The sequence below is a fragment of the Chitinophagales bacterium genome (assembly GCA_040877935.1).
In the GTDB taxonomy this organism is placed as follows: Bacteria; Bacteroidota; Bacteroidia; order Chitinophagales; family CAIOSU01; genus JBBDNB01.
This window is the reverse complement of sequence record JBBDNB010000026.1, coordinates 53,405-78,118: the sequence shown is the minus strand read 5'-3', so window position 1 is coordinate 78,118 and position 24,714 is coordinate 53,405. Positions and strand designations below refer to the sequence as shown.

23 protein-coding genes are annotated in these 24,714 nt (G+C 39.4%); 9 read left to right on the top strand and 14 right to left on the bottom strand.

Annotation, left to right across the window (positions count from 1 at the left end; all coding sequences use genetic code 11):
- Positions 1-82 precede the first annotated feature (82 nt).
- Both WD048_06665 and WD048_06660 read left to right on the top strand, forming a co-directional pair.
- Positions 83-772: a hypothetical protein gene (locus WD048_06665; GenBank protein ID MEX0811880.1), complete on the top strand. Its 690-nt coding sequence runs from the start codon at positions 83-85 to the stop codon at positions 770-772.
- Positions 773-776: 4 nt separating this feature from the next.
- Complete coding sequence (locus WD048_06660; protein MEX0811879.1) at positions 777-1,490, top strand: DUF3307 domain-containing protein; 714 nt, start codon at positions 777-779, stop codon at positions 1,488-1,490.
- Positions 1,491-1,529: 39 nt separating this feature from the next.
- Here WD048_06660 and WD048_06655 read toward each other — a convergent pair whose 3' ends face one another.
- From WD048_06655 to WD048_06605, 11 genes are all read right to left on the bottom strand, one after another.
- The gene (locus WD048_06655; GenBank protein ID MEX0811878.1) at positions 1,530-4,109 is read right to left on the bottom strand and encodes a leucine-rich repeat domain-containing protein; all 2,580 of its coding nucleotides are present in this window, start codon (positions 4,107-4,109) and stop codon (positions 1,530-1,532) included.
- Positions 4,102-4,944, bottom strand: coding sequence for a hypothetical protein (locus tag WD048_06650; GenBank protein MEX0811877.1), 843 nt, complete (start codon positions 4,942-4,944; stop codon positions 4,102-4,104). Before WD048_06650 ends, WD048_06655 begins: the two co-directional genes overlap by 8 nt.
- Complete coding sequence (locus WD048_06645; GenBank protein MEX0811876.1) at positions 4,941-5,528, bottom strand: hypothetical protein; 588 nt, start codon at positions 5,526-5,528, stop codon at positions 4,941-4,943. The genes WD048_06650 and WD048_06645 overlap by 4 nt, the downstream gene beginning before the upstream one ends.
- Before the next feature lie 7 nt (positions 5,529-5,535).
- Positions 5,536-6,141 carry a hypothetical protein gene (locus WD048_06640; GenBank protein ID MEX0811875.1) on the bottom strand — a complete coding sequence of 202 codons (606 nt, stop codon included), beginning with the start codon at positions 6,139-6,141 and terminating at the stop codon, positions 5,536-5,538.
- 133 nt (positions 6,142-6,274) lie between these two features.
- A complete protein-coding gene (locus tag WD048_06635; protein MEX0811874.1) occupies positions 6,275-6,718 on the bottom strand; it encodes a YtoQ family protein in 444 nt (147 codons plus the stop codon).
- A gap of 196 nt (positions 6,719-6,914) precedes the next feature.
- The gene (locus WD048_06630) at positions 6,915-7,088 is read right to left on the bottom strand and encodes a hypothetical protein (protein ID MEX0811873.1); all 174 of its coding nucleotides are present in this window, start codon (positions 7,086-7,088) and stop codon (positions 6,915-6,917) included.
- Position 7,089: 1 nt separating this feature from the next.
- Positions 7,090-7,611, bottom strand: a complete 522-nt coding sequence (locus WD048_06625) for a hypothetical protein (protein ID MEX0811872.1) — start codon at positions 7,609-7,611, stop codon at positions 7,090-7,092.
- Positions 7,612-7,793: 182 nt separating this feature from the next.
- Positions 7,794-8,345 (bottom strand): hypothetical protein, encoded by a 552-nt coding sequence (locus tag WD048_06620; protein MEX0811871.1) that lies wholly within the window; start codon positions 8,343-8,345, stop codon positions 7,794-7,796.
- A 189-nt stretch (positions 8,346-8,534) separates the two neighbouring features.
- Positions 8,535-9,467 carry an alpha/beta hydrolase gene (locus WD048_06615; GenBank protein MEX0811870.1) on the bottom strand — a complete coding sequence of 311 codons (933 nt, stop codon included), beginning with the start codon at positions 9,465-9,467 and terminating at the stop codon, positions 8,535-8,537.
- 144 nt (positions 9,468-9,611) lie between these two features.
- Entirely contained in the window at positions 9,612-10,847 is a 1,236-nt protein-coding gene (locus WD048_06610) for a M56 family metallopeptidase (GenBank protein ID MEX0811869.1), read from the bottom strand.
- Positions 10,844-11,209 (bottom strand): BlaI/MecI/CopY family transcriptional regulator, encoded by a 366-nt coding sequence (locus tag WD048_06605; protein ID MEX0811868.1) that lies wholly within the window; start codon positions 11,207-11,209, stop codon positions 10,844-10,846. The genes WD048_06610 and WD048_06605 overlap by 4 nt, the downstream gene beginning before the upstream one ends.
- A 186-nt stretch (positions 11,210-11,395) precedes the next feature.
- Here WD048_06605 and WD048_06600 point away from each other — a divergent pair, with 186 nt between their 5' ends.
- Complete coding sequence (locus WD048_06600; GenBank protein MEX0811867.1) at positions 11,396-13,291, top strand: right-handed parallel beta-helix repeat-containing protein; 1,896 nt, start codon at positions 11,396-11,398, stop codon at positions 13,289-13,291.
- A 99-nt stretch (positions 13,292-13,390) separates the two neighbouring features.
- Here the strand turns inward: WD048_06600 and WD048_06595 are convergent, their stop codons facing one another.
- The gene (locus tag WD048_06595; GenBank protein MEX0811866.1) at positions 13,391-15,082 is read right to left on the bottom strand and encodes a glycerol-3-phosphate dehydrogenase/oxidase; all 1,692 of its coding nucleotides are present in this window, start codon (positions 15,080-15,082) and stop codon (positions 13,391-13,393) included.
- A gap of 140 nt (positions 15,083-15,222) precedes the next feature.
- On the opposite strand from WD048_06595, the gene mnmE reads away from it, so the two are divergent.
- The 4 genes from mnmE to WD048_06575 all read left to right on the top strand — a co-directional run bounded on the left by mnmE (position 15,223) and on the right by WD048_06575 (position 18,400).
- Positions 15,223-16,602, top strand: a complete 1,380-nt coding sequence (mnmE, locus tag WD048_06590; protein ID MEX0811865.1) for a tRNA uridine-5-carboxymethylaminomethyl(34) synthesis GTPase MnmE — start codon at positions 15,223-15,225, stop codon at positions 16,600-16,602.
- 166 nt (positions 16,603-16,768) lie between these two features.
- Positions 16,769-17,227: a mobile mystery protein A gene (locus tag WD048_06585; protein MEX0811864.1), complete on the top strand. Its 459-nt coding sequence runs from the start codon at positions 16,769-16,771 to the stop codon at positions 17,225-17,227.
- Entirely contained in the window at positions 17,218-17,814 is a 597-nt protein-coding gene (locus WD048_06580) for a mobile mystery protein B (protein MEX0811863.1), read from the top strand. The genes WD048_06585 and WD048_06580 overlap by 10 nt, the downstream gene beginning before the upstream one ends.
- Positions 17,815-17,920: 106 nt before the next feature.
- Positions 17,921-18,400: a hypothetical protein gene (locus WD048_06575; GenBank protein ID MEX0811862.1), complete on the top strand. Its 480-nt coding sequence runs from the start codon at positions 17,921-17,923 to the stop codon at positions 18,398-18,400.
- A gap of 291 nt (positions 18,401-18,691) precedes the next feature.
- Here the strand turns inward: WD048_06575 and WD048_06570 are convergent, their stop codons facing one another.
- Together WD048_06570 and WD048_06565 are read right to left on the bottom strand one after the other, a co-directional pair.
- A complete protein-coding gene (locus WD048_06570; protein MEX0811861.1) occupies positions 18,692-19,330 on the bottom strand; it encodes a response regulator transcription factor in 639 nt (212 codons plus the stop codon).
- 61 nt (positions 19,331-19,391) lie between these two features.
- A complete protein-coding gene (locus WD048_06565; protein MEX0811860.1) occupies positions 19,392-22,541 on the bottom strand; it encodes a two-component regulator propeller domain-containing protein in 3,150 nt (1,049 codons plus the stop codon).
- A 254-nt stretch (positions 22,542-22,795) separates the two neighbouring features.
- Here WD048_06565 and WD048_06560 point away from each other — a divergent pair, with 254 nt between their 5' ends.
- Together WD048_06560 and WD048_06555 are read left to right on the top strand one after the other, a co-directional pair.
- On the top strand, positions 22,796-24,136 hold the full coding sequence (locus tag WD048_06560) for a tail fiber domain-containing protein (GenBank protein MEX0811859.1): 1,341 nt from the start codon (positions 22,796-22,798) through the stop codon (positions 24,134-24,136).
- A gap of 73 nt (positions 24,137-24,209) precedes the next feature.
- On the top strand, positions 24,210-24,710 hold the full coding sequence (locus WD048_06555; protein ID MEX0811858.1) for a T9SS type A sorting domain-containing protein: 501 nt from the start codon (positions 24,210-24,212) through the stop codon (positions 24,708-24,710).
- The last annotated feature ends 4 nt before the right edge of the window (positions 24,711-24,714 follow it).

The following is a 24,714-nucleotide window of genomic DNA, read 5'->3' as shown; positions in this document are numbered from 1 at the left end:
TGTTTATTATAGGCTTTAGAGCCTATAAATGTTATTTATAGGTTTATGAGCTTATATTTTGTTATTTTTGTGAAAAAGCTATATGAATAAAGCAGTAATTTCAGGAGATGTAATTTCTTCAACAAGCTTAACTGATGATGACAGGGAACTGTTAGAGAACAGTTTTCAAAAGCTTTTGAAAGAACTAAGTAAGGAATTCAATGTATATGGCAGAATAATAAAAGGTGATTATATAGAATGCGTAATTCCCGAACCACAAAATGCACTTAGAGTTGCTCTTGCAGTAAAAAGCTTTGTTAAGGCTATACCATTGAGTAATAATTCACTTTACAAAAATAATAATAAGATAAAGTTGTTTAAAACGCATGGTATTCGATTGGCCATAGGGTATGGCGAATTAACTCGTTTTGATAGGGAAAAAGGAATTATAGACGGGGAAGCTATATATCTTTCTGGAAGATTGATAAATGAATTTTCCACACACAACAAAAAAAGGATTGTGATAAAAAACACATTAAACTTTGTATCGAACGAAGAAGAACTGGATAAAGTTTTTGACCCTTTATTTTCTCTATTGGATGTATTAATTAGTAAAGCTACATCAAGACAATCTGAAGTTTTGTATTTAAAACTACTTTATAATAGTGAAGATACTATTGCTAAAAAATTAAAGATCAGTCAGTCAGTTGTGAATCAACATTCAACGAGTTTGGGCTGGAATAGTATAGAAAAAGCTGTGGATTATTTTAATAAGGTTATTTCAAACTATTAATAACATGAGTGTTGCACAATTTCTAATTCTTCAAATAGTAGCGCACCTGTTGACGGATTTTTTCTTTCAGACTGATGAAAATGCCAGAAGCAAAAATAATCTTGGTTTCAAAAGTACATTTTTGAAATGGCATATTCTTATCGTCTTTTTATTATCATGGATTTTTTCGCTTCAAGTAAACTTTGTATTTGGGGCACTCATTATTGCAGTTACTCACTTTGTGATTGATGGATTAAAAATACATATAAATAAGCATCCCAAATTTGGCAGATATTCATTTTTTATTGATCAGACACTACATCTAATAATATTATCAGCTGTGGTTTTCCTTTTCAAAGAATATTGTGGCATTCAACCTTTGATAGAAATAAATATTGATGAAAAATATATTTTAGGGTTTGCAGGGTTTTTAATTTGCTTAAAGCCAGCTAATATTTTTATCAAACAGGTATTTTATGCTTATCAAATCAAAACACCTGAAAATAACGATTTACCTCATGCAGGAAAACTAATAGGCATTTTAGAAAGGTTATTGGTCCTAACATTTATCTTATTAAATCAATTTGAAGCAGTGGGGTTTTTAATTGCAGCAAAGTCAATTTTACGATATAAAGATAGCGACACATTAAAAACAGAATATGTGCTTATTGGCACAATGTTAAGTTTTGGAATTGCCATTATTGCAGGAGTAATCATTAATCTGTTTAATATGCATTAGTTAATATTGTCTAATGCATTGTTTAAGAGGGATAAAAAGTCAATAATAAACAACCTTCACTCCATACCGCTCCGCTTTGAAGGACTCAATATAGCGATCGGAAATGCGGGTATTATAGCAGGTGATGGTTTTTAAATTGGGCAGCCCCTCTATGTGGCGAAGATTACGAATATTGGTATTGCTACAATCCAGTACTTCCAGACTTTGCAGCCCAGAAAGGGATTTCAGATTTCTTACGGCTGTTCCTTGCAATTTCAGCACTTTTAATGTTGGCAAAGCTTCAATGGGTTCAAGATCATCAACAGGTGTATTGCTGATGTTCAGATGCTCAAGATTTATCAGGGGCTCAATACCGATCAAGTTTTTTAAAGGGCCATCCGTTATGCTTAATTTTTCCAGGTATATCAGTTTTTTCAATGGAGACAAATCACTTACACCGGTTTCAGAAATATGAAGTTCTTTTAAATAGCGCAATTTTTTAAGCGGTTCAAGGTAAGTGATCTTTCGATTGCCCGTTATAGTCAGTGTTTTTTGATGGATAATTCTGTGCAATTGCAATTTGCCAGGTTCTAATGGCACATCAATTGGGTCTGCAAGAATATGTTTCCAATCCTGTTCGAGATTGTTCCACCACTCCATATAATAAGCAGTCTTGTGTATAATTACCAAAGACTCATTCCTAAATACCAAAGAATCGAAGCTTTGTGGATCAACAGCACTGCTATCTGCATAAATAGCCGCGAGTTCAGGGATACTTTTAAGCGGGGTCAATGAACGCACTGGAGTAGATTCCATTTTTAATGTAATTAGTTTAGAGCATAGAATCAAAGGCACTAACGAATTTACACTGGTATTTGAAATGTCAATGTATTTGAGGTTGCGCAAATCGGAAAGCGGTGTTATATCCTCCACAGATGTATTGCTGATATCCAGATAGGTAAGATTTTCAAGAATTGCCACTGCTTCAATAGAATGAATGTCTTTGCGTCCGCTGATATCTATTTTGCCCTGTGAAGCAATTTCCTGAAGGGCTTCCTTGTCCAGTTTGCTATTATACTGAGGGGCCAGAATAGATTTCCATTCCTCAGATAAGGATTGCCACCAGTTGAAAAGATATTTTGAATTGTGCACTACCAATGTTCCCGGCCTTTTTGACATAAAATCATAGGCCAGTTTTTTACTGATACGGGTATTGTCGCAGTATATTTTCTTGATATCAGGTAAAACCAAAAGCGGAAGCAGGCTGCTGAGTGGCGCACCTTCCAGATTGATGATCTTTAATGCATCGCAACTCGACAATGGGGTTATATCAGAAATTTCAGTATTGCGAATGTCTAATCGGGTCAGGTTTTGCAAATTACTCAGTGGGCTTAAATCCTGAATATTTGAATGAGACAATTTTAAGTAGTCCAGGGCTTTTAAATGCTGCAAACGCTGGTATTCAACTTGTTCAAGCTGCATATTGGCCAGCCCCAGTTCTTTTAATGCAGAAAGATTTTCAATGCCCTTCAGGCTCTGAGGACGTGTATTGGATAAATTGAGCAACTCCAGATTGATAAATCGATACAGTACATCCAGTTTTTCTATCAAGGTGAAACTGAGGTCTAAATATTTCAATCCTGAATTGTACTGAAGTGGGCTGATGTCGTAAACCAAAGAATAGGAAGCATTTAGATAGCGCAGATCAGTAAAGTGGCGAATGGGTGAAAGATCCTGGATTTTAGTATGTGAAATATCCAATTGTCGCAAATTTGAAAAAACATGCAGGGCATTCAAATTGCGCAGACTGCTGTCGCCACTGATACTCAACGATTCCGAAAGTGTGATTCTTCTGATCTGATTCAGCACTTTGTCATCAGTAAAATATAGGGTATCTGATTTGCTGCTTGTATCTTTTGCCTGTGCGATGTGTAGAAAATCATTTGTAAAATCTATGCTGTCTTTGTCCTTCAACACATCAAAAAGATAGAGCGAATCGCTGAGCAATACTTTTTTGGCAAAAAACGCCTGCCAGTTTCCAGAGAGGTTTTGCCACCATTTTAGCAGATTTACATCTTCACTTATTTTGTTGGAATAAATGCTTACTATTTTAAGGTCTTGCTCCTGCCGATTGACAGATATTTCCACAAAGCGCTCCCCTTCTTTGCGAATAGTGTCTCCATCAATATCTATGGCATTGAGGCGCTGATGCAAATCCACTTTCAAAAACAAATGCCCTTCATCGTTTATCAGGGGCATTATTTCTTTCACTTCAAAATTGAATTCAGCATGTTGAAAAAAGAAGTCAATGTCTTTTAAATAGGCAGTGATGTCTTTGTAAATAATATGGCTTCTACCAGGATCAAGATCATCTTCTACCTGGACTTTCGAATCTCTGAAAAGCTTCTGCCAGGATTCCGTAAAAATCACTTTTTTCTCGCTGAATGGCGCAGAGGAATCGCCTACAATATTGAAATACTGCTGCAATACACCTATAAAATACCCCGCATTTTCTTTGTATTCATCCAGTTCCCTGGGGTCGAGTTGCATGGATGCATCCTCTTGTGCAAAGGCGGGGGGCAATGTCAGGAGACAGAGTGCTGTAATAAAAATCCGTTTGCGCAAAAGCCGCTCAATCATTGATTATAGCTTTTATCCAGTTTTCTTTGTGTTGTTCCGGTACTCTGCTGAGTTTAGATATCAGCAGCCCATTGTTATAGCTTTCCTTGCGATTGAATCTTTCCACCTCAAAATACCAGCCGGGGATTTGCCAGAAATGAAAGTTCACCTTCCTGATATTTTCCAATTTGATATCGCCCCGTTTGAGTGCATAGAGAAAAAGCGACATAGCATCCTGACTGAAGGCTTCATCTACAAAAGGGGCAAGGTTCTCTCCTGCTTTAAAATATTTTACCAGGTTGGTAAAATCAAGTTCGTGGCTGAGCGGATGTAGAAATTTCTCTTTCATTTCAGCTTCTGTTTCAGCAGTACCCATTAGATGCGCAAAAGCCGCTGTATTCACTTTATACAAAACCCATTTTGAGCCCACCTCTTCTTTCTGAAGTTTGAAAAACAGCTTAAAGTCACGCACGGAATCAAGGTAGGAGAAATTGGCCTGTACTTCTGCCATCCACTTCCCCCCGTGAAACTCCAGGTATTGCGGGTCTGATTCATTCACAACCTGGTTGATAAAAGCTTGTTTTTCTTCGGCTTTCAGGAGTTGGTTTTGCTCGTCAAAAAGCTCTTTGATATAGCCTTTGCGCAAATCTGCATTGCGGTAGAGCTTGTCTTTTTTGTAGTAGCGATTGCCCAGAATATCTTCTTCGCCATTAAAGCGCCTGAAAAACTGGTTGAGCTGTTTGTTTTCAGCATAAAAAAAACGCTCATCTACCAGGGCATCTTCACTTGTAGATTGAGCGTTTGTTATAAAATGAATGCTGAACAGCAATAACAATATAGCGGTCAATCCATTCACGATTTGGTTTCTATTACACGAATATCACCCAAAAGCACATCCCAGAAATCGATCAGGCGACCACGGATTTGGGTTTGTTTGCGCTCAACATAAACGGTAATATCCTTTTTTGTAGTGTCCTTGTATTTAAGTCCGTCTTTTTGTTCGCCTTCAAAGCGCTGGTAAATGGTAATAACCCCAACATAGCGGCCATCGGGTTGTTGCTCCAGATCGCTCACATATTGAATATCGTACCACTTAATATTGACTTTGTCGTAGTTGAGCGCCATCAAATGCTCAAAATAAGGGCGCACTTTATAATAAGTAATTTTCTCGCTTGCAAGGGTGGAAACTGCAATTTGACTGCCTTCGGCAAATAGCTCTTCAGCGCGATCAATGACTCTTTTGGCTTCAGAAAAATCTGTTTTCTTATTGCCTACAATTTTGATGTATTTGCTCAGGTCATTGATTTTTTCAAGTGCCAGCGAGTCAATTGCGTGTTTGCGCTCCGGACTGATCTCTTCGCTTTGCGCCTGTATTTCAGCAGTGCTGAACAGCAATAATAGCGACAATACAGGATACAGGAAATAGGATTTTTTAAACATGATTGGCTTATTTTTTTAGGACTAATTCAATGATTTCACCTTCCTCATTAAATTCAACGGAGTGAATATTGGAAGTAAAGGTTTTTTGATCTTTCACATAATTCAGGTAGCGCTTGGCTGTAGTTGGCCTATCGTAATCAACCACATCACCGGTGATTTTTATGATCAGCAAAATAGGCGCATCCGGTGATTCAAATAAGTTGATCGCCTGATCGATATGTTTGTTGGCCTCAGAAGCAGAACCCGCATTGGCAATAGCGCGGAATTTATCAATCACCGCTTTTTTATTGGCCTCCTTTTTTCGTTCCCGGGCTTCTTCTTTTTCCCTGATTTTTACTTGCTCGATTTTGTCTTCTACTAAAGGAATAAGCCTGTTCACTTCAGCGTCATCGAGGTTCCAGCTTTTAATTTCATTGAGTTTTTCTTCCATTTCAGCAGAGCTCATATCATCTGAATCGAGCATGGACTGAAGGGTGCTTCTGGCTTTATCCGTTTTTTTCTGAAGCGCTTCTGCTTCGGCAGCCGCTTTTGCCGCTGCTTCTTTTTTTGCTTTACAAGCCGGCAGGCTCAGCACAATAAAAGCAAGCAGTAATAAGCCGATGTATTTTCTCATTGTTGTATTCATGAAGTATTTATTATTTTCTTACTTATTTAAAACAACTTAATTTACGCAAAAGAGCTCAATAAATTCCTAATTCTCAAAAATCTATGCTTCTATTTTAGGAATTTTAACAGCTATTTACAAACTATTTTCTGCAAAGGTAAGTCAATAACTCTATGACTTGTTGATTATTGTGGGCTGTAGCGTTGGCTGCAGCATTTACTTCTTTTAGCGCATGGGTGAATTCTTCTGGATGATTGATGATCAGTGATTTGCCAAGTGCAGCAGCATAGCCCGCGTCAAAGGCTGCATTCCATTGCTTGTACTTTTCGCCAAAGCGCACTACTACAATATCGGCTTCTTCAATGCCCTTTCGAATTCTCATGGCATTGATCTTTGCCGCCTTGTGGTCTTTCCAGAAATTAGAGTCCTCTGCTCCCAGGATTTCCACGCCACAGTTGTCGCTGGCATCGTGCTCCAGTTCGGGATAGGAAAATTCTATACCCAGACCCTTTTCCCTTGCTGCATTGATAATTTCATTTCTCCAACTGCTGTGGATTTCTCCTGATAAAAAAACGGTGTAAGACATTGTGATTTTAGATTTTGGTTCACTTAATTAATTGCGAGATTACTGTTTAGTTTAAAAAAGGCCAAGAAAATTCGGGGTTTAATGGTTTTTGGGGGAGCTTACACTGTCTATTCTGCAAATGTGAAACAGTTATGGATGGTGTAGGGCCTGCCCGAAAAAATTCAATAAGGCGGGTGCAGTGGCGGTTATTGGAACTTCAGCCGTCTTGATTGGCGGGTCGTTTTTTCTTTTTTTGTTTTAGCGTTGATTTTCTGTTCTTTTTCTTCTTCAACTTTTCAATGAATTCACTTATTTTCCGCCTTTCTTTGTCTGAAAGTGGAGGACTTTCTATGATGAAGTCAATGTTTTTCGGTTCTGATATGTGTCCCATTTTATTTTGTTTTAAAGTATTTCATTACAAGTATTTTGGCAGCTTCTGTCGCTATAATCATGCGTTGATTTTTAAAGTGATATGCTCCTATAGTCTCTTCATAGTGCTTTATCAAATTTGATTTTGCTGTAAATGCCACAAAACCTTCAAAACCTTTTTGGAAAGATAATTTACATGCATATGCCACGAGATTTCCCGGAACTCCTTCATAAAGTTTATTCTTCCCTAAATTGAACGGAGCACTTTCTAACAAGTTCATGAAAACATGATCTCGCTCAAATGAAATGCTTATGAGTCCTTGAATAATGTCTGGATTGTTTTCAATGGTCAGTTTGTAAACTTCTTTGGTCATGTCATCAAACTCAGATTTCCAATTAAATTTCCAACCTTTTCTTTTGGTTATATTTCCAAGGTCTGATTTTTTCAGAGTTGATATATCTGTTTGGAAACTATCGCCTGAAATAGTGTTTAACACCGAGTCGGTAAGTCGGTCAACAATAAACCCTTGTTCAATTTTATCCATATTTAAAGATACGAATTATCAACCGGTTTCTTTTAGCTGACGGCAATGTTTCTGGCGCTAAAGAATGGCGTTGCCGCGGAGTAATTCCTTATCCAACCGATAAACTTCACACGGGTTTGTAAACTTCAAATTACCGATTTCCGACCGCTTTTTCTTTACCGATGTATTAGCTGTTGTGTTTTTCATTCTTTTTTCATTTTGTAGTCATACAATTCCTTATGATATTTTTCCTCATCAGGATGTTCGAATGCTTTTATTTCTAATTCTTCCAAAGTAGGGTCGTGTCTGAAATAAACATGCGCAAGTGTTCGTGCTGGTATCATGTAGAATGCAAATCCAATCAACGCAATTACTACTGCTCTAATCTGATTTTTTTTGTAAAAGTCTTTATATTCTTTGTCCTTACTGAGTCGATACATGATATAAGCAACAATAATAGCCAAGAATACAATACTTGTTTTTAATAGTGTATCTGGTTGATTTGGTATCAGTTGAGCCTTGAACATGATAGAAGAAACACCAAAAGCAAAAGCAATTTCGCTCACTATTGCCAGCCCTGTTTTTCTTTTATTCTTCTCATACAAAAAGACGTTTGAAAAAAGGTAAAGAAGTCCAAGTATCATTAGGCTTAAATAAACAAAAAGTCCACCCTTCTCTATTCCATAGGCTTTCAATGCTAATCCTAATAGAGCAGCCGAAGCCAAACTAATTTCAATTATTCGTAGAATCTTCATTTTTTATAACCGCCAACCCATAAATAAACACAACTACCCAAAAAACCAACAAAAATAGCTTATGTTATTGATTTAGAGTTGTTTGTGTTAGAATAAGTGTTTTTAATCACTTTTTGCCTTAAAAAACAAATATAATAATTTGTAGTAAATGAATGGCCATTCAGCAAATTGCAAGTGCCTGCCCAAAAATTATTTAGCATAAAGCACTTGTTGATCAAGAAAAGTAAAAATAGAATTGTAATATTTTCCGGGTTGGTCTAACCAGCCATAATGTCCACAACTATCGAGCAAAACAAGGGTGGAATTCGGAAAAACACGATCTGCTTTTTCTGCCAGCTCAATTTGTAAAATATCTTCTTTACCCTGGATAATCAGTACAGGTTTGGCGAATGTTTTTAAAGCTTCGCTGCAATCATAGTTGATTTGGATCAAATTGCGCCATACCAGTGCGTTTAATTCAGTATTTCCTTCCGTCAGCCTTTTCGCTACAGTGGGTATGTTCTCGCGCTTATAAACATAGGCCGGGGCCAGGAATTTCGCGTATTGCCTTCTTGCCAATTCCTGGTTTTCTCCGCTATTTCTCTGAGTGCGCCAGTAAGCCAGTGAATCCGCTTCGGCAGGACTGAGCTTCGCCTGAATGGCAGAGGCTGTAGTTCCCAGGAGCGAGAGGTCTAATCCGCCCGAGGAGGAAGCTACAATGGCTTTTATTTGATCGGGATGCCGGGTGGCGTAGTAATAGGCCATCATACCGCCAAAGGAATGTCCCAGTACGACCCATTCTTTTATTTTTAGATCCTTTCGAATGGCCTCAATATCCTTTGTCATCAAATCCATGGTGATGGTGTGGCTATCTGTTTTTTCCATCAGGGATTGCCCGGTTCCTCTTTGATCGTACAAAATGGTCTGGTAGCCCTGCTTTGCAATTTCGGTGGCCATAGCTTGAAAACCATCGCTGCTGAATCCCGGCCCTCCATTGATGATCAATATGGGATGGCCGGTTCCAATGGTTTTGTAGTGCAGTTTTACGCTGTCATCGGACAAAACAAAATGGGAAGTTTGCGCAGCAACAAAGCAATGCGCAACTATGAGGATAATCGTGGGAAAGAGTTTGAAAACAGTCAAGGGTATGGGTTATATAGAATGAATTGAAAAGTCACCAAATAATTGCTTTCTAAAAATAAGAAAACCGAAGTTTTAATCCTCCGGTTTTCCCAACGATTCCTTGTAAAAAACAATAGGTTATGAGGCTTTGGGTTTCACAAGGTTTTATTGTTCTTTATCTGAAAGCACAAATTTTATAGGCAACACAAATTCCACTTTTCGCTCTTCGCCTTCTTTCAATGCAGGCACATTCCAACGGGGCATATCTTCTATTACGCGCAGGGCCTCGGCATCACAGGCCTCATTAAAGCCTTTTGCTACTTCGGCTTCATACACCTCCCCTTTTTCGTCTATCAGCAGCCGGACAAATGTTGTTCCTTCTATTCCGGCTTCCTTTGCAGATTCGGGATATGTGATTTCAGTACTTAAATATTCAATAAGTGCTTTTTCTCCTCCGGGAAACATTGGTAAATCTTCTGAGAGTTTGTTATCAGTTTCTTCCCCGAGTTCTTTTTTTACTTCTATTTCTTTTATCACCTCTTCTTTCTGATCGGTGCAGGAAGCAAAGTAAAATCCGATAAAAACAGCGGGAATAAACAGCAGGTATTTCCACTTTGTACTATTCAATGATCTTTTTTGTGTCAGCATAGCGATACGTTTTTTAGTGAGTGAATGATTGAAAAAATTATTTTCAAGCACATGGGCATTGGTGCCAAAAATATGTGCGAGCAATATATTTGAATAAGAAACCGTGTCGGATTTTTCGCTTGTACAGGCCACGGCATCTGCCAGGTATTCGTGGTTTAGCCGAATGCTTTTATGCAGGACCCAAATGGCCGGATTGATCCAAAAGACAATTTTCAAGAGCTCCACTAAAACAATATCCAAACTGTGCCACTGCCGGATATGGGTCTGTTCGTGCAGCAGTATTTTCGAGGCCGATTTGCTGTCGGCCAACTCATCGTTCCAAAAGAGGAAGTGGAAAAAGGAGAAAATGGAATTTTTATCGGTTTGCACCAATGTGTAACCGGACATTTGCTGCCGTTTGTTTCTAAAAGCCAAAAGCAGAATGGCCAAAATCCCGGCCAAAAATTTTAGGGCCAAAAACAGGGCAATACCTGCGTATGTCCATAGTAAAATCTGCTTCCAATTAAATGAGCCACTTGCTGTTTCGGGAGTGACCAATACTTCATTTAGGGTAAAAAGCGGAACCGTTACTGCTGATACAACTGTGCTTTGGGGCAATTGGACAAAAGGCAAGGCCACGGAAAACAGCAGGCCAAATAAAAGAAAGGCCCTGTTGAATTGAAAATGGGTTTCCTTTTGCAGCCACAAATAGTAGATGCCAAAAAATACAATAAGCGATACATTGCTGATGATAAATGCATTTATCCAGTTCATAACGGTTTGTTTTTTTTGATTTCTTCAATCAGTTTTTCCGCTTCGGCAATATCAATGTCATTTTTCTTTACAAAAAAGGAGACCAGCTCTTCAAAGGATCCGCCAAAATAGTTTTGCATCAGCGATTTAATGGAATCATTGGAATAGCTCGATTTGCTGATGAGCGGATAATAGCGATAGCTTTTGCCAAATGCTTCGTGATCTACAAAACCCTTTTTCTCCAAAATACGCACAATGGTCGATACCGTATTGTATGCAGGCTTGGGCTTTGGCAGCTCGTCAATGATTTCTTTCACAAAGCCCTTTTCCAATTTCCAAAGCACCTGCATGATCTCTTCTTCTGCTTTTGTTAATGGTTTCATGTGTTTAAATTTTGCTTTTGCCACGAAGACCCAAAGCCACAAAGATTATAGCATTTCTCCATGACCTAAGACAAACTTAAAACTAATTATTTAGTTTAACAACTAAAGTTTTAGTTTTTTATTTTAAAAATCGGAGAAAACTTGTCGGCACTGGATTTTAGATTTATATTCAGCAAAAAAACAATAATGTATCGCTTCAGCATATTGATCCTGCTTTTTTGCAGTAGCCAGCTTTTTGCGCAGTTCTCCATTCCTGAGCCTGTGGTCAATACGGGCAATTACACGATTACAGACACGGTGTATATGGATCCGAACGGCAATGACAACAACCCGGGAACATTCACCCAGCCGGTAAAATCTTTTAGTACCGCCATGCAAAAATTGCCTTTTGGCACAGCCGGTGTCAATGGCGGACATGCTTATGGGTTGATCATTTTTAAACCCGGGCATTACAGGCCGAGCGGAAGTTTTCAGCAAACGGCTTCCAATTGGAAAAATGGCAATACCTACAAAAACATCAGTATCCTCGGAATGGGCGATGTTACTATTGGAGGCACTGTGGATTCATTTGCTTCCAATCATCTGCTGGTGCTCTGTGGGGATCATGTTTTTGTCAAAAACATCAAACTGAAATACAGCACGGGAATTGGGTTTTTGCTGAGCCGACCCGCTTCGGAACCCAGGCAAAACAATGTGCTGGTAGAAAATGTAGAAGTGGACAGTGTGGGTTTATTTGCCATGCTGCTGCGCAGTGCGGATACCGTTTTGGTGAGAAATTGTGTGTCGAGCTATGCCGGCCGGCCCGGAAATGAGCATTTGACCAGTCCCTGTACCTGGCCGAGTGGCATTAAGTTTTTGAACAGCACAGACTGTACCATCCACGATTCAGAAATAGCCTATACCCGTGGCGAAGGACTGAATTTTCACAACAGCCAAAGAGGCAATGCCTACAACAATAAGCTGCACGACAACGGCCTGAATTTTTACAATGACAATTCAACAAAGCTGATGGTACACCACAACCTGATTTACAATACACCTGATTTTGGCGATCAGTTTTGGCGAAATTGCCCGGCAGATCAAACAGCGGTGTGGGCCAACAGGGGCATGCTCATTGCCAATGAAGGTGCTTGCATGAACGGAAATTTTCCTGAGTTTGTAAATTGCGAGACCCGCTGCATGCTCCCCAATGAAGTTTTTCCCAATGTCGATAGCATGTTTGTGTATAATAATATTTTCCAAAACACGGGAACGGCAATTGCTTTCTGGCAGGGTGTTACCGATATTGCCGGTGCCAACTGTATCCGCAATGTGTATATTTTCAACAATACCATTATAGGTGTAATGGGCTCAGCCGGAGTAAGCTCTACAGGCTTGGTCAATTTATTTTTTCCCAATTACAATGAATTTGTCAATAGTTTTTATGGCTACCTGGAAAATGTACGTATCACTCATAATATTTTCACTTATGACACGGCTGCCTATCCAAATATGATGCCGGTAAAAATGGATTTTCACGCCAAACATCCCGGGCCGAAAGACATCAGTTTTGACCATAATTTATGGATCAATGACCACAGCTATATCGGGGCAAATGGAAAAGTAAGGCCACAGATGCCCGGGCAAACATATTTGTTGACAGATTCTCTTAAGTCAATAATTCCAGGCCCGGACAATGCTTATTGGATAGATACGGTTCCCAATCCATTTGCTTTGCTGACAGATGATTACAGCTATCAACTGCGCAATGGCAATACCAATGTGGGGGCAATGGAATACCGCGATTCAATTAAAGACAGCATACCGGAGGATACGGTTTCAGTGGCGGGCATCAATGCGAAAGAGAAAATACAGATTTTCCCAAACCCCTGTTTCAATTGTAATTATCTTACAATTTCGGGTGAGTCAATGGCTGAAACTTATGATTACCGCATTTATTCCCTTGCAGGAAATGAAGTAGTTTTTGGGAAAGTGAATAAAGGAAAAATTAATATTTCATGTCACCTGAGTGGAATGTATATTTTGCTGTTGGAAAACAAAGAAATCCGGCTTACTAAAAAGATTGTTTTAAACCGGAATTGAGATATATATTTACAGCGCTCATGATAAATGGTTTTTGATGTTTGCCTAAAGCAGGAAATAAATTCTATTTGTGTAGAAAATTATTTTTTGAGGAATGCTTCAAGATTCCCTAAAAGCCAAAACTGCTTTGCGCTCTTTGGCAAAGGCTGCTTGTTCTTTTTCCAGTGTAGCTTGGTCTTTGTTTAAAAAGCGGGAGAGGTATTTTTCAACAATCGGAAGGTCTTTGTCGATATCCTGTGGCTGGAAATACAGGCGTCCTGTCCTGCGGATCATAAAATCATTGATCGTATTGACCATTTCGTTTTCTATGACATAAAATATTTCTGCTGCCAAAAGCAGTTCATAGGGATCTGAAATTTCCTTTCGCAATTCATAGGCCTTGTTGATGATCTGATCGGTATTGGAACCATAGCGCAGCACCAGTTCCTTTATTTGATCATGATCAGCCTTGATTTGTTTGGCCTCTCCATGACGGTCTTCAATATAATTATTTAAATCAGTGGATATTGAACCTCCTGAGAGCACAATTTTATCGGTTTTGCACTTTTTGCAGTGTTTGTTGTTTTTCCTGCGCAATTCCCTGCATACTATGTCCACCGAGCGTTCGGCCATTTTCCTAAAGCCCGTTAATTTGCCCCCGGCAATGGAAATCACACCGGATTTTGCCCTGAATATTTCATCCTTTCTGGAAAGCTCCGATGGTTCCTTGCCCTCTTCGTGGATCAAAGGGCGCAGGCCTGCCCATGACGACACCACATCTTGCAGCTTTAAATTCACTTCGGGCAACATATAATTGACCGCATTGAGCAAATATTCCGCATCCGCCTTGCTGGTGTCGGGGCTGTCAATATCTGCATTGTAATTGGTATCGGTAGTTCCCAGGTAGGTTACTTTTCCCCGTGGAATGGCAAACATCATTCGTCCGTCTTCAATGTCAAAATAGATGCTTTGCTTGAGTGGCAGTTTTTCAAAAGGAACCACAAGGTGTACGCCCTTGGTCAGGTGCAGGCGCTTTTTGTTCATGGATTTGTCAATCCTGCGCAACTCATCCACCCAGGGCCCGGCAGCATTGATGATCTTTGCTGCGCGGATTTCCATTTTTTCTCCGCTCAAAGTATCAGTGGCTTCAATACCTACCGCTTTTTTATTTTCATAAATAAAAGCATTGGCCTTTGTGTAGTTTAAAGCCAAAGTGCCCCGCTCAACAGCAGATTTCAACACCTCCACAACCAGGCGGGCATCATCAGTGCGGTATTCTTTATAGATGCCTCCGCCTTTGAGAATATCCGTTCTAAGTAGTGGTTCTTTCTTAGCTGTTTTTTTGGCCGAAAGCATTTTCCTGCGCTCTTCCTTGCGCACTCCTGCCAGCCGATCATACACATACAGGCCAAGTGATGTGGTTTTCTTTCCCAGTGCCCCGTCTTTTACAATGGGCAACAGCATGTTTTCTGGAATTACGATATGCGGGGCGTTGCGGTGAATAATTGCACGTTCCCTACCTACTTCCCTAACCAGTGAAAATTCCAGTTGCTTGAGGTAGCGCAGTCCACCGTGAATCAGCTTGGTGGATTTGCTGCTGGTACCGGCTGCAAAATCATCTTTTTCAATCAGTGCTACCGACAGTCCCCTGCTGATGGCATCGAGTGCAACACCGGCACCGGTAATGCCTCCGCCAATCACCAGCAAATCAAAGGTTTGGGATTGTAATTTTGATAGATATTGTGCTCTTTTATTGGCAGAAAATGTACTCATAGGATGTGTGTAAGTGGCAGCACTTGAATTTTGCTGCAAAGCTAATGTTTTCAGTAATCAGTGCCTAAAGTGTGCTAAAGTTTTAAGTGCACTAAAGAATTGGGTAGCTTTTGACTGAACTTGTGCACTCACTTACGCCTTTTTCAACAATTTCACTTATTTCAAGCTAACTTTGCATTATGATGCAACCTGATCTGGAATCGACCATAGTAGCACAGGCCACCCCCTCTGGAGTAGGCGCGGTGAGTATGGTGCGTGTAAGCGGACCGGATACTTTCAAAATCGTGCAGTCGGTTTTCAAGGGAGCAGATTTGAGCAAAGTGGCCTCGCATACTTTGCATTATGGCTTTATCAAAGAAGGCGAGGAAATCATTGATGAAGTGATGCTGGCAGTTTTTCGCGCGCCCAAATCCTATACCACGGAAGATTCCATTGAAATCTCTACCCACGGTTCGCCCTATATCGTGAGCCGAGTGGTGCAGGTTTTGCTGGATCAGGGAGCGAAAATGGCAGGCCCTGGCGAATTTACCATGCGCGCTTTCCTGAATGGCCGCATCGATTTATCACAGGCAGAAGCGGTGGCCGATTTGATAGAATCCAATTCAGCAGCTTCCCAACAAATGGCCTTGAATCAAATGCGGGGTGGCTTTTCCGGGAAAATCAAAAACCTACGCGAGCAGTTGATCCACTTTGCTTCCATGATAGAATTGGAACTGGATTTTTCAGAAGAAGATGTGGAATTTGCCAATCGGGATGAGTTGGTGAAATTGGTGGAGGAAATACAAAGCCTGACCCAAAAACTGATTCGATCCTTTCAATTGGGTAATGTGCTGAAAAACGGTGTCAATACCGTAATTGCCGGACGCCCCAATGCGGGCAAGTCCACCTTGATGAACAATCTGCTGGACGAGGAGCGCGCCATTGTTTCCGATATTGCCGGAACAACGCGCGACAGCATAGAGGAAGTGCTGAATATTGAGGGCGTACTTTTCCGCCTGATCGATACTGCAGGGATTCGCGAGGCATCGGATGCCATTGAGAAAATCGGGGTGGAGCGCACTATGGAAAAAATCAAAAGCTCTGCTGTTTTGCTCTATTTGTTTGATACCGTGGAAATGGATGCGGACACCGTAAAAGCCGATTTGGAAAAATTGGAGATTGGCCCTTTGCCCTATCTTTTGATCGGCACCAAAACCGATCTTTTGGGTTTGGAAAAAGCCCGGGATAAATTCAAAAGCATTCCCGAAGTACTTTTTATCAGCAATAAAAAAGAGACCGATACCGAAAAAGTGAAAGCTGCGCTCTACGATTTAATGGCCGCAAAGCAAACCGAAGAACACGATGTGCTGGTCAATAATGCCCGCCATTACGAAGCCCTAAAGAAATCCCAAAAAGCTCTACAGGAAGTTATGAATGCCATTGGATTCGGAGTATCTGGCGAATTGTTGGCTTTGGACATTCGCACGGCACTCAACGCCCTGGGCCAAATCACTGGAGCCATTGATGTGGACGAAGATATCCTCGGGACGATTTTCGGGAAGTTTTGTATTGGGAAGTAAAGTAAACAAATATGTTTAACCAAATCACCAAAAAGTAAACCAATAACTTTACTTTTTTGAACAAGGAAACCTACATTTTGTCAGGCTATAACCTGACTTTTAATTTGTTTTTGTCAGGCTATAACCTTACATTTGAAAATATTATGTCAGGTTATAACCTTACGAAATGAACAGAAAGAAGCTACAAATTGAACAATTAGAGCTAAAGCTCAAAGGGTTTACAGCAGCTAAAAAAGTCGCAGTACCAGATACGGGTTGGCTAAAAGCTGTACGTGTATCCTTAGGTATTTCGTTACAACAACTTGCGGACAAACTCTCCATAACCAAACAGAGTGCGAGAGAGATTGAACAACGTGAGAGAGAAGGAAACATCACCCTTAAAAGCCTTCGCGATACTGCTAAAGTATTAGAGATGGAACTGGTCTATGGACTTGTGCCAAAGGATGGTTCTTTGGATGCTTTAATCGAGAAAAGAGCACGCGTGCTGGCTACCAAAATTGTTTCCAGAACTTCTAATACAATGAAATTGGAAGATCAGGAAAACACCGAAAAGCGCATTAAAAATGCTATAGAAGAAAGAACTGCCGAATTGAAAAGGGAAATACCAAAAGCACTATGGGATTAAATTTCAATGAAATTCACGGACAAACGCCTTTGGATGAAGATGAAAAAGAAGGCTTATTGATTCCCAGTATTTCAACACAAGGTGAACTGGACGAGTTTGAGCAGCAAAATATTGAAGATGCCATGCAATGGGCATTTTCTATATCATTGAAAAAAGAAAGGATTTTGTCAGAAAAATTCATTTGTAATCTTCACAAAAGAATGTTTGGAGAAGTCTGGCAATGGGCGGGGAACTTTAGAAAAACAAATAAAAATCTTGGTGTTGACAAGCATCTTATTCCCACACAACTGCATACGCTTTGTAATGACGGACTATTTTGGATTGAAAACAAAACTTATCTCCCGGATGAAATGGCCATTCGTTTTAAGCATAGAATTGTGAGCATTCACTGTTTCCCAAATGGCAATGGTCGGCATAGCCGATTGATGGGGGATATTATCATTGAGAAAATCTTTGGACAAGAAATCTTTTCTTGGGGAGCTGTTGAGTTCTCCAAAACAAATGAAGCTCGACAAGCCTATCTCCACGCAGTAAAAACAGCAGATAATGGTAATTTTCAAGCCTTGCTAAAATTCGCAAGATCATGAACCTTTGAGTTCAATATTACTGGATGATTTTCGAGAAGTTTTGCATTGGGAAATAAATTAATTCAAAAAAGCAGGAAGTATGATATTAATTACTTAAATTCAAATTATGAGGTATGCAAGCCTATTTTTAATTCTTGTTTTAATAATCATTGTTTCATCATGTAATAAGAAAGATAATATTATTGCTGAACCCTCATTTGAAGAAATTATTACTTCCAAGATGTGGGTTAAAAACAGTAACGTAAGAAAATTAGAGACAACTGATCCTGATGATACAACTGCAACTATTGAATACTTATTGAAACCATGTGATTCAATGATTATTATGTCATTTCAAAAAGATGGTGTTTATCAAAAATACTATAGCTCTGAATGCATCGAATATTCTGGTAGTAGCGCGGTTGACAGATGGGAATATAATAAAGAGGATAAAAATTTGAAACTCTATGCTTCTTCATTAACTCACTCAAGTAGTTCTATTATAAAACAATTTTCAGAAAATGAAATTGTTCTTTATGGTTTTGGATTGGAACTTCACGGGAATGGATATCATGTATATATAGAAAAACTGGTTCCTGTAAATTAAAAACATTCAAATCATATATCTCAAGGATAGAAACTTAACCAAGGCCCCATCAACACCAGCGACCCACATGGGCAGTTGCATAGCCGCAAGGGGTGTTATACCAATTTAATTATTTAATGCCGCAAAGGCATTTCCTTAAAGTATTATGCTGAAGTACCCCCGACCATATAGGTCGGGTGGGGGGGGAAGGAGCATTTTATTGCTTGTTAAGACACTTGTCGTCTTTGCATTTATCGTCCTGGGCGACATTCCTGTCATCCGGGCAGGCTGGTAAAACCACAATCGGTATTATTACCCCACCAAGCCTTCTCTAACTGCAATCGAAACAGCACCTGCCGAAGATTTTACCTTGAGTTTTTTGTAAATCTTTGAAATATGCGAATTGACCGTAGCATAAGAGATGCCACAAGCGGTAGCAATCATATTATAGCTGTTGCCTTTTACAAGGTGCTCCAGGATTTCCAGTTCTCTATTGGTCAATTCAAAAGTTTGCTCTTTACAGGCATTGGACTTATTGAAATATTGCAATACTTTTCGGGCAATATTGGGCGTCATGGGCGCACCGCCTTCGTGCACTTCTTTTATGGCATCCATTAATTTCAGGGGATTGGTTTGCTTTAGGATATACCCATCTGCCCCGGCACAAATGGCGGCAAACACTTTATCATCCTCTTCAAAAACCGTTTGCATCAGTATTTTTACATCCTGATACTGCTGCCGAATGAGTTTTACCCCTTCAATGCCATTTACAAAGGGCATGTCAATATCCATCAAAACCACATCGGGCTGGGTATCTTCCATATTTTTCAGCACATGTCTGCAATCTGGAAAAGCACCTGCAAATTCCATATTGTCCATTAGCTCAATAAGCATTTGCAAGCTTTCCCTGCGCTTTTCATTGTCATCGAATAAAATCACTTTGATATCCATAAGCCAAATATAAAGAACAAAATATCGGATTTCATATCATTGAATCCAATGAAAATATCATTCAAAAAATGATCTGAATGGTGGTCCCGTTATTGATTTTTGATTGAATATTGAGCTTTGCTCCTATTTCCTGAGCCCTTTTTTGCATCCCCGCAATTCCGTTGCCACCCATATTGTAGGTGTTTTTTCCGGTCTCGAAACCAATGCCGTTGTCTTTAATTTCTATGTGCAATTTTTGGTCAATGCTCTGCACATTGATTTCAATGATATCGCATTGGGCATATTTGATGGTATTGTTCAGCGCTTCTTTGTAAATCAGGTAAATATTTTTGCGTTCCAGCATATTCATCTCAATATTCTCAGATGCTTCATCTGCATTGAATTGCAGTTGAATACCCTGTACTTCTGTAATATCCACGGCTAGCGCATACATTCTCAAAATCACTTGCTTGAAAGTATCATTATCGGCTTTAATGGCCCAGACCATATCGTTCATGCGCTCCATGGTTTCTGTAGTGCCTTCTATTATTTTCCCCAAAATATGATTTACTTTTTCGGGGAGTTGGTTTGCAGACTTTTGAATGGCCGTGCTGTAAACGGAAATACTGCTGAGCGTGGAGCCAATATCATCGTGCAGATCCTGGGCGATTTGGTTGCGCATCCTTTCCATCCTTAAAACATAGCCCAGCCTGTATCGGTATATGGAGTACAAAATTCCTGCGAACAGGAAAACCATAAAACCCCGAAACCACCAGGTGCCCCACCAGGGCGGGAGTATGGTCAGTTGAAGGGTTCTGGGCTTTTCACTCCATTGATGACTGCTATTATAGCCCAATACTTTCAGGGTATAATATCCAGGATCTAAATTGGTAAAAGTAGCTTCGTGATTGATATCGGCCTCGATCCAGTCTTTGTGAAACCCTTCTAATTTGTATTTGATCTTATTGGACTTTTGAGCCGTAAAATCCAATACCGAAAATCCAAATGAAAACATTCTGTGATTGTAATTGAGCTCCAGTTTTTCGAGCTGCTCTATTGGCTTTTTTAGATAAAAGCGTTCATTTTCAAAAATCAAAGTGTCTTTATAATTAACACTAGTATTCAGGATTTTAAACTGATTGATGATGGCGTTAGAATAGGTGGAATCCGTATAAAAATATTTGGGATGAAAGGCGACCACGCCATTTACACCACCGAAATAGAGCGTGCCATCACTGGCTTTGCTAAATTCATAGCGATTGAATTCATTCCCAGCTAAACCATGATTGGTATTGTAATTTACAAACTTGTTTTCTGCAATATTAAAATGGCTCAATCCCTTGTTGGTGCTCAACCACAGATTGTTTTTATGATCAGTTTGAATGGCATAGACCACATTATTGGGCAAACCTTGTGCTTCATTGAATATTGTAAAATTTCCGGTTTTGATATTGAGCCTGTTCAACCCGCTCCCATTGGTTCCCGCCCAAATATATTTTTCCGGATTAGCAGGATCGGGACATACGCTTAATACCATGTCGAGCGAAAGGCTGCTGTCATTGGAAGGATCATACTGGTAGTGTTTCCACTTGTTTTTTTCAGGATTGAAAAGAAACAGACCCTGCGTGGTGCCCAGCCAAAAACTGCCATTTTTATTTTCGTACCAATCATGTACAAAACGATAAACACTTTCCTGAGGCTTAACGGGAACAGTGTATTCTATTATTGAATCGGATTCTATCAAATGATTGAATAATTGTAAGGAATCCCCCTTGCTTCTCTCGCTGTACCAAATATTGTTTTTTTTGTCAATAAATATAGGTGTGAAATACCATTTGTCAATAGGCGTAGTTCGCATTTCGAGCACATTGACCCCATAAGTATTGGTATCAATTTGCAGCAAAAAATTGCTGTCACTTTTGGTGTTTATTAAGTTGACATAAATAAAACCATTATTGTCAATTGTAATATTTGATTGCCTACTGGCGAATTGATGTCCTGCTTTTAGGGAAACGCTATCTTTTATTTTGCCCCACTTTTCCTTTATATCTTTGGAAAATACGGCCTTCGATCCAGGTTTTGAAACCCTGTAATCCCAAACAAGATTGGCAGAATTGTTTTTAATAGTTATTGTTTCAAATTTTTGTGAAACGGAAGACCACTTTAATGCTCCAAAACCTCCTGTGCCAATCCAAAGGTTATCATTTTGATCGTGGTGCTTAAAAAAAGTACAGCAAAAACCTTGCTCATTAAATCCTTCTGAATTGGCAATGAAAGAAACAAGCTTTTTTTCTTGCAAATTGATATTCAAGTATTTGTTATTTCTAAAAGCAATCCACAAGCGGCTCTTGTTGTCTATAAAAAGGTCGTGGATATTGGTGAGTCTTAAGGGCAGTTTTAAATAGGGGAGAAATTGCCTGGAGATTGTGTCATATTTTTCAATAATGGAGTTTGAAAGGAGATAAAAATCTTCTGTTTTCGGGTCAAATATAAATTGGTTTTCAAAATAGATTTCAGAAGAAGAGATATTATTTGGATAGGAATGATATGAAGCATTTTCCAATTCAGGGTTTTGTATGCTGTAAACTGAATCCAAACCATAATACCAGGCCTCACCATTTGATTTAAAATAAAGGTGCTTGGTACAACAGTCTTTTCCTGTTACTTTTCTCAGACCGGGATAAATATTCTGAATGGGGTAAATCCTAAAGTTATTTGGAGTGTTTGTAGAATCCGGTACTAAAATGTCATAGCCATTCCCTGACTTGGTTTGAATGATGATATTTCCTTTGGGGTCTTCAAAAATTTTTCCAATGGAACTAGAGCTCAACTTTTGTTTGGGTTTAGAATCTGTGTTGAAATGATTGAAGCTTTCAGTTTTGCGATCAAAAAAATTGAGCCCATTGAGATCTGTACCTACCCATAAGTTGTTTTTGGAATCAACAAAAAGACTAGTGATAAGATTGTCAGATATAGATAATGGGTCTTTTGGATTGTGCCTAAAAACCTTAAACTTTTTTCCATCGTATCGATTGAGCCCTTCTTTAGTGGCTATCCACATATAGCCATCCTGGTCAATCACAAGATCATTGATCATGCCCTGTGACATACCATCCTCAATACCCAGATGATCCAGGTATATTTCGCGCTGCTCAGTAGTGTCCAATAGAACCTGTCCACTGATTATAAATGGTATAAAAATCAGTACAAGGGTGAAACGATACAGTGTCATTAATCTATTTGGGTTCAAACAGGAAGCAAATGTAAAGCATTGAATAATATTAATGCAGTTGTCATTGATTCCAATGATACTATAAAGTGTTCAAAATACTGATTAAATCTGAAAACACACTGTTAGCAGGAGGCAGGAGTTACTTTTTGAATTTGCTTGTCAGATTTACGGATTTGAAAATCATTGAATCCAACTATTGTATTGCATCTAATATGTTTTGATTTTTACATCATTCATTCATTAAAAAAATTATCATGAAAAATCTAATGAAATTATTGTTCGCTGTGGCATTGATTTTTGCTGCAACTTTTATTTATGCTCAAGCACCAGAGGGCTTTAATTATCAGGCTGTAGTTCGCAATGGATCTGGTGATTTGATTACATCAGGTAGTGTTGAAATGCAATTTACCATCCGTACAGGTTCTGCAACAGGTACGGTGGAATATCAGGAGACTACAAATGCTACACCCAACCAATTTGGCTTAGTGAATCATGTGATAGGTGCTGGTACAGTAGTATCTGGCTCTATGGCTAGTGTTGACTGGACTTCGGGCGATAAGTTTTTACAGGTAGAGGCTAATACCGGAAACGGTTTTGAAGATTTAGGCGCACAGCAATTACTAAGCGTGCCTTACGCCATTCATGCAGGGAATACATATTGGGAAAAATCAGGGAATAATATTTACAGCAATAATAGTGGTAATGTGGGTATTGGCACAACAAGCCCAAACAATAAACTACATGTCGCAGGGGAGATTACTTCTGGAAATATTACCATAAACGGAAGAACTTTAGGAAGTGGTGGCAATAGTTTGGTTTTTGGAAATAATGCCATACAAACAGGAAATACAAATACAGTAGTTGGGGATGGGGGAATGGCTGCTAATACTACCGGTTATGATAATGTAGCATTTGGAGTAGGAGCTAACGCATCAAATACTACAGGTGCTCAAAATACGGCAATTGGAACAAGAGCTATGGAAACCAACACAACCGGAGATGGAATAACTGCAATTGGCCATTTGGCAGGTGTAACCAGTAATAATTTAAGTAACTCTATTGTAATAGGAAATTTCACAGCTGTAGATGCCAGCAACAAAGCAAGAATTGGTGGAGGAAGCTACAATAGCATAGGGGGGCAAGTAAACTGGACCGCTTTTAGTGATGGCAGGGTGAAGGACAATATTCAGGAAACCGTAATTGGCTTAGATTTCATCAAAGCACTTCGTCCTGTAACTTATAATTACGATGTAAACAAACAAGAGCAGTTAATGGGACTTAAAGAGACAGGTCAATGGGAAGGTAAATATGACATTGAAAAAATTCAATTTAGCGGGTTTATTGCACAGGAAGTTGAAGCTGCTGCTAAAGAAGCCAAATATAATTTTAGCGGGATAGATAAGTCTGGAGAAATTTTAGGCCTGAGATATGCAGAATTCACAGTGCCTCTGGTAAAAGCGGTTCAGGAACAACAAGAACAGATTGAAGCCTTAAAAGCAGAAAACCAAAAATTAAAAGCAGCAAATCAGCAATTCCTGACTGATTTAAATGCCATCAAAGCCCAATTGGGAATGGATATTCAAGGAAAAAAATAAGCTTTTCACAATAGGCAAAACAAGCGGTAATGATGCAGCTTGTTCTGCCTTTCTTACTTTAAAAAAACCAAACATGAAAAACATAACAGTAATACTCATTGCTCTTTTACCAGTAGCATTATTTGCCCAAAGCCTGGAAAGACAGGTAATCGCATCCAGTGGAAGCTATTCTGAAACAGCCAATTTGCAAGTTTCTTCCACTATTGGGGAAACAGTTATTGCAACAGGCACATCAGCTTCAGTTATTCTTACGCAAGGTTTTCAACAACCCGCTTCTGACAATACGGTTGGCATTGAAGAACCTGAGTTTGGTTTCTCCATGCAGGCCTATCCCAACCCAACGGCCAATATGGTGATTCTGGATTTCAATGCGGACAAAGAGTTGGAACTACAAATCAGCTTAATTGATGTAATGGGAAAACAATACCCAGTAGCAAAATCAAACATCACTGTTTTGGGCAATAGTCGCCAGCAGATTGACCTTTCGGCTTATGCGGCAGGCAACTACTTCATTCGCATAGACGATGAAAAGGGACAGTTTTCAAAAACGATTAAGATTCAGAAAATCGACTAATAAA

Coding starts and splice junctions, on each gene's coding strand:
- WD048_06665 (MEX0811880.1), top strand. CDS start 83: ATGAATAAAGCAGTAATTTCAGGAGATGTAATTTCTTCAACAAGCTTA.
- WD048_06660 (MEX0811879.1), top strand. CDS start 777: ATGAGTGTTGCACAATTTCTAATTCTTCAAATAGTAGCGCACCTGTTG.
- WD048_06655 (MEX0811878.1), bottom strand. CDS start 4,109: ATGATTGAGCGGCTTTTGCGCAAACGGATTTTTATTACAGCACTCTGT.
- WD048_06645 (MEX0811876.1), bottom strand. CDS start 5,528: ATGTTTAAAAAATCCTATTTCCTGTATCCTGTATTGTCGCTATTATTG.
- WD048_06640 (MEX0811875.1), bottom strand. CDS start 6,141: ATGAGAAAATACATCGGCTTATTACTGCTTGCTTTTATTGTGCTGAGC.
- WD048_06635 (MEX0811874.1), bottom strand. CDS start 6,718: ATGTCTTACACCGTTTTTTTATCAGGAGAAATCCACAGCAGTTGGAGA.
- WD048_06630 (MEX0811873.1), bottom strand. CDS start 7,088: ATGGGACACATATCAGAACCGAAAAACATTGACTTCATCATAGAAAGT.
- WD048_06625 (MEX0811872.1), bottom strand. CDS start 7,611: ATGGATAAAATTGAACAAGGGTTTATTGTTGACCGACTTACCGACTCG.
- WD048_06620 (MEX0811871.1), bottom strand. CDS start 8,345: ATGAAGATTCTACGAATAATTGAAATTAGTTTGGCTTCGGCTGCTCTA.
- WD048_06610 (MEX0811869.1), bottom strand. CDS start 10,847: ATGAACTGGATAAATGCATTTATCATCAGCAATGTATCGCTTATTGTA.
- WD048_06605 (MEX0811868.1), bottom strand. CDS start 11,209: ATGAAACCATTAACAAAAGCAGAAGAAGAGATCATGCAGGTGCTTTGG.
- WD048_06600 (MEX0811867.1), top strand. CDS start 11,396: ATGTATCGCTTCAGCATATTGATCCTGCTTTTTTGCAGTAGCCAGCTT.
- mnmE (MEX0811865.1), top strand. CDS start 15,223: ATGATGCAACCTGATCTGGAATCGACCATAGTAGCACAGGCCACCCCC.
- WD048_06585 (MEX0811864.1), top strand. CDS start 16,769: ATGAACAGAAAGAAGCTACAAATTGAACAATTAGAGCTAAAGCTCAAA.
- WD048_06580 (MEX0811863.1), top strand. CDS start 17,218: ATGGGATTAAATTTCAATGAAATTCACGGACAAACGCCTTTGGATGAA.
- WD048_06575 (MEX0811862.1), top strand. CDS start 17,921: ATGAGGTATGCAAGCCTATTTTTAATTCTTGTTTTAATAATCATTGTT.
- WD048_06570 (MEX0811861.1), bottom strand. CDS start 19,330: ATGGATATCAAAGTGATTTTATTCGATGACAATGAAAAGCGCAGGGAA.
- WD048_06565 (MEX0811860.1), bottom strand. CDS start 22,541: ATGACACTGTATCGTTTCACCCTTGTACTGATTTTTATACCATTTATA.
- WD048_06560 (MEX0811859.1), top strand. CDS start 22,796: ATGAAAAATCTAATGAAATTATTGTTCGCTGTGGCATTGATTTTTGCT.
- WD048_06555 (MEX0811858.1), top strand. CDS start 24,210: ATGAAAAACATAACAGTAATACTCATTGCTCTTTTACCAGTAGCATTA.